The 4,704-nt window shown below is 63.1% G+C and carries 6 protein-coding genes; 1 reads left to right on the forward strand and 5 read right to left on the reverse strand.

The window, feature by feature from the left end; translation table 11 throughout:
• The 3 genes from pyrH to EN749_RS30820 form a co-directional block, all read right to left on the reverse strand.
• On the reverse strand, window positions 1-560 hold a 560-nt coding region (pyrH, locus tag EN749_RS30810), incomplete at its 3' end, for a UMP kinase (protein WP_128364569.1).
• A 149-nt stretch (window positions 561-709) separates the two neighbouring features.
• Entirely contained in the window at window positions 710-1,819 is a 1,110-nt protein-coding gene (locus EN749_RS30815) for an aldo/keto reductase (RefSeq protein ID WP_127810465.1), read from the reverse strand.
• A 38-nt stretch (window positions 1,820-1,857) separates the two neighbouring features.
• The gene (locus EN749_RS30820) at window positions 1,858-2,385 is read right to left on the reverse strand and encodes a nuclear transport factor 2 family protein (RefSeq protein WP_127810466.1); all 528 of its coding nucleotides are present in this window, start codon (window positions 2,383-2,385) and stop codon (window positions 1,858-1,860) included.
• A 116-nt stretch (window positions 2,386-2,501) separates the two neighbouring features.
• Between EN749_RS30820 and EN749_RS30825 the strand changes: the two genes are divergently transcribed.
• On the forward strand, window positions 2,502-3,428 hold the full coding sequence (locus tag EN749_RS30825) for a LysR family transcriptional regulator (RefSeq protein ID WP_127810467.1): 927 nt from the start codon (window positions 2,502-2,504) through the stop codon (window positions 3,426-3,428).
• Between the two features lie 34 nt (window positions 3,429-3,462).
• On the opposite strand, the gene tsf is transcribed toward EN749_RS30825, so the two are convergent.
• Entirely contained in the window at window positions 3,463-4,383 is a 921-nt protein-coding gene (gene tsf / locus EN749_RS30830) for a translation elongation factor Ts (protein WP_127321483.1), read from the reverse strand.
• 109 nt (window positions 4,384-4,492) lie between these two features.
• Window positions 4,493-4,704 (reverse strand): 30S ribosomal protein S2 (locus tag EN749_RS30835; RefSeq protein WP_128364570.1); only part of this gene is annotated, 212 nt, incomplete at its 5' end.

Below are 4,704 nucleotides of genomic sequence, written 5' to 3' on the forward strand. Positions count from 1 at the left end.
TGGCTGATGCGCTCGAAACGCGTCGCATTCGGATCCTTCTTCGGGTCCGCCGAGTAGACGCCGTCGACCTGAGTGCCCTTGAACAGCGCGTCGGCGCCGATTTCAGCGGCGCGAAGGGCCGCGGCCGAATCAGTGGTGAAGAATGGATTGCCGGTGCCGCCGGCAAAGATCACCACCTTGCCCTGGTTCATGTAGGCGGTCGCCTGGCGCTGCGAAAAGCTCTCGCAAAGTTCGGGCATGGCGATCGCCGAAAGCACCACGGCGTCGACGCCGATCTTGTTCAACGACGTGCGCAGCGCCAGCGAGTTGATCACCGTGGCAAGCATGCCCATGTGGTCGCCGGTGACACGGTCGCCGCCCTTGGAGGCAACGGCCACGCCGCGAAAGATGTTGCCGCCGCCGATGACGACGCCGACCTCGATGCCCAATGCACGCGCCTCGGCGATGTCGCCGGCGATGCGATCCACCACTGACACGTCTATGCCGAAATGCTGCTCGCCCATCAACGCTTCGCCCGACGCTTTCAGCAAGACACGTCGGTAGAGGGGCTTCACCGTCATCTGGGCCTCTTCATTTGCATGTGGCGCGTTCCGGGTGGCTGCTCTCGCGCAGGCGCGCCATCCGAAACAATGGCGTTCCGATACACGAAGGGCGCCGCGATGTCACGCGGCGCCCAAACGGCAAATTCGCCGGTTTCCTGTCCTATCAATCAATTGGTGGACACGCTGGCCGACTCTCCTTCGATGAGCACCGGTGACGCGTAGTTGGAGGGCTTGTCGCCGGTTGTCGCGCCGCCGGTAACGCGCGCCTGTATCTGCGAACCGAAATAGGAATAGGGAAACGGCGCTGTAGTTCTGCTGGCTCTCTCCAGCCGGTCGCGATGCGCTTTCGGAATCTCGAAATCCAGCGCGCCAAGATTGTCATGCATTTGGCTGAGCGTCGTCGCACCGAGGATGACGGTTGCGATCCCCGGCTGCGTCGCCACCCAGTTGAGCGCGACCTGAGGCATGCTGCGGCCGATCTCGGATGCGACCTTCTCGAGTTCGGCCACGATAGCCCAGTTGCGTTGCGTGAACTTTTGGAACCCCGGATGCGTCGAGTTGCGAAATCCATCGAGGCGGCCCGCGGTTCCGGCCTGAGCCGGCCGATACTTGCCGCTCAGCAGTCCGCTAGCCAGCGGGCTCCACACCATGATGCCGGCGCCATGGCGCGTGCCGAATGGCACGAACTCATTCTCGATCGCGCGTTCGGCCAATGAATATTCGAGCTGCAACGCCGAAACCGGCTCATATCCGCGCAATTCGGCGATCGCCTGTGCGCGGCCCGCATACCAGGCGGGCACGTCGGAAAGGCCGACATGGCGCACCTTGCCCATCCGAACCAGGTCGTCCAGCGTGCGCATGACCTCCTCGGCCGGGGTGAGCCTGTCCCAGACATGCATGAGATAGAGATCGATATAGTCGGTCCCCAACCGTTTCAGCGAAGCATCGACGGCCCGCATGATGTTCTTGCGGCCATTGCCGCCGGCATTCGGATTGCCGGGCTGCATGTTCATGGTGAACTTGCTGGCGATCACCGCCATGTCGCGCAAGCCGCGCTCGGCGATGAATTCGCCAAGCCAGGCTTCGGCCGTGCCGTCTGTGTAGAGATCCGCCGTGTCGAAGAAATTGCCGCCCGCCTCGACATAGGCGTCGAACATCGCCCGCGCCGTATCCCTGTCGGCTCCCCAGCCCCATTCCTTGCCGAAAGTCATCGTGCCCAGCGCCAGCCGGCCGACCCTGAGGCCACTGTTGCCAAGGGTGTAGTAGGTCATGGTCATAATCGTCTTCCAATGCTTGGTGACAGATACCCCGCGCGTCACTGGCCCGGAGTGGTCTTGACCCAGGGATTGCCGCGCTCGTGTGTCATGCGGAACGCAAAGCCATCGACCTTCCAGCCATCTGCGAAACGCGTCAGGTGATGCTCATAGGTGCCCCAGACCTCCCAAAGCGGGTCGCCATTGCCTTCCATCCGGTTCCAGGCATAGCCGTTCGACAGGACAGTCGCCGTGTCCGCCTTGAGAACGACCTGGTGATTGGTGCGCAGATGCAGGCTTGTCTTGCTGCCCTTGAGGTTGGCCGCCCAAGCGCCAATCAGGTCGTCGGAAGCGATGTTAGCCGCTGGCTGTCCGGAGAGACTGCTGAAATCGGCGGTGACCCGATCCGCAAAATAGCCGCGTGCAAGCTTCCAGTCCTGGGCGTCGACGGCCCGGTCGATGGTATCGGCAATGCGAATGACCGCGCGTTCGTCTGCGAGGGCCCGCCAGTCTGATGGCTCCGCCCCGCCGGCGTCCATCGGCGCCAACGCCATGCCTGCCGCGAAAGTTACCTGTCTTAACGCATTCATGTCTCGTCTCCTCGATGCCATCGGCCGATCGCCGATGTGTTGACGACAATGTGGACCGCGACCTTGGCATCGATAAGATTGCATTGTTCGCAAAGACCATGCGATATCATTCATGAATGGATCGCGATCTGCTCAGCCATCTCCCTGTTGTGGTCGCCGTTGCCCGGCGCGGCGGCTTCGCGCTTGCCGCCGCCGAACTCGGCATGAGCCCTTCGGCAGTCAGCCATGCGGTGCGCATTGTCGAAGAGCGGATTGGCCAGCCTTTGTTCGCACGGACGACGCGCAGCGTTTCGCTCACCGAGGCCGGCAAGGCGCTGGTAGAAACGGCGGCTCCGGCCCTCCAGGATATTGCCGAGCGGATGGACCGCATCCGCAGCGTCAAAGGCAGGCCGTCTGGCCTGCTCAGGATCAACGCCTCCAACATCGCGATGCCATTGGCGGTGACGCCGGTGGTCGCCGCGATGGCCGAGCGCTATCCGGAGGTTACGGTCGAGGTCTTCGCTGACCAAGGCCTGGTCGATATCGTCGGCGAAGGCTTCGATGCCGGCATCCGGCTTGGCGAGATGATCGCCCAGGACATGGTCGCGGTCCGGCTGACGCCGCCATTCTCCGTCGTCGTCGTCGCCTCGCCCGCTTACATCGGAAGGCACGGCCGTCCCGGCAGCGTTGCCGATTTGGCGAACCACAATTGTATTGGCTACCGGCTCGTCCGCTCCGGTGCGCTCTATCGCTGGGATCTGATCGAGGATGGCAAGGACATCGCCATGGAGACGCGGGGCAGCGTTGTCGTGACGGATTCGCTCGCGGCAATCGATCTTGCGCTTGCAGGCGTCGGGCTCGCCTATATGTTCGAGCCGCTGGCGCGCGCCGATCTTGCCGCGGGCCGCCTCGTCCAGGTGCTGCCGCAGACGTCGATCGAGGAACCGGGGCTATTCCTCTATTTCCCGCGCCGGGCGTCGATGGCGCCGAAGCTCAGGGCCTTTATCGACACCGCACAAGAAATCGGCCGGGCATCCTTGCGGACACCCGGCCGAGTTGCCTGAGCTGAGAAGCCCCTTCAGGGGCTATTTGTAAGGATTATTTCTTCACAGCTGCAGCGACTTCCGCGGCGAAATCGGTCTCTTCCTTCTCGATGCCCTCGCCCAGCGCAAAGCGCAGGTAGGCGGTGATCTTGGCCGGGGCGCCGATGTCCTTCTCGGCATCCTTCAGCGCCTTCTCGACAGTGATGTCGGGATTGAGCACGAAGGCCTGCTTCAGGAGCACGACTTCCTCGTAGAACTTGCGCAGACGGCCCTCGACCATCTTCTCGATGATCGCTTCCGGCTTGCCGGACTGGCGCGCCTGGTCGGAGAAGATCGCCTTCTCGCGTTCGACCGCGGCCGGATCGATCTGCTCTGCGGTCAGCGCCAGAGGGTTGGTGGCGGCAACATGCATGGCCACCTGGCGGCCAAAGGCGTTGGCTGCATGCTCATTGCCCGTGGTCTCGATCGCGACCAGCACGCCGAGCTTGCCAAGGCCGTCGGCAACCGCGTTGTGGACGTAGGTAGCGACAGCGCCGTGGGGGACGGTGAGCTTGGCCGAGCGGCGGAAGCCCATGTTTTCGCCGATGGTGCCGACAGCGTCCTTGATGGTGTCGGCAACCGACTTGTCGGAACCTGGATACTTTGCGGCGGCCACAGCCTCCGTCGTGCCATAGGCCAGCGCAACCTTGGCAACGTTGCCGACGATTTCCTGAAACGCGGCGTTGCGGGCCACGAAGTCGGTCTCGGAATTGACTTCCACGACGGCGGCTTCGCGCACGCCATTGTCGACGCCGATCAGACCTTCAGCCGCGGTGCGGCCAGCCTTCTTGTCGGCCTTGGAGATACCCTTCTTGCGCAGCCAGTCGACGGCCTCTTCCATGTTGCCGTTGGTCTCGGTCAACGCGGCCTTGCAATCCATCATGCCCGCGCCGGTCAAGTCGCGGAGTTCTTTGACCTGTGCAGCCGAAATGCTCATTGTCGCCTCTTTGTTTTAAATGCACCGACGCACCATCGGTATTCGATGGTGCGTCTGTTTAGCGTGCCAGAATATGAGAAAGATGAAGGCCGCAACCGGCCTTCGATTATCAAGCTTCGGGAGCTTCCGACGCCGGAGCCGGAGCCGGGTCGAGCGCGGGTTCGACCGGAGCTTCGACCGAAGCGCCGATGTCGACGCCGAGCGCGCCCTGCTGGCGGGCGATGCCGTCGATCGCAGCCTTGGCGATCAGATCGCAATAGAGCTGGATGGCGCGGGCCGCGTCGTCATTGCCGGGGATCGGGAAGTCGATCTTGTCCGGAT

Origin of the sequence: Mesorhizobium sp. M7A.F.Ca.ET.027.02.1.1, from assembly GCF_004022985.1 — a bacterium.
In the GTDB taxonomy this organism is placed as follows: domain Bacteria; phylum Pseudomonadota; class Alphaproteobacteria; order Rhizobiales; family Rhizobiaceae; genus Mesorhizobium.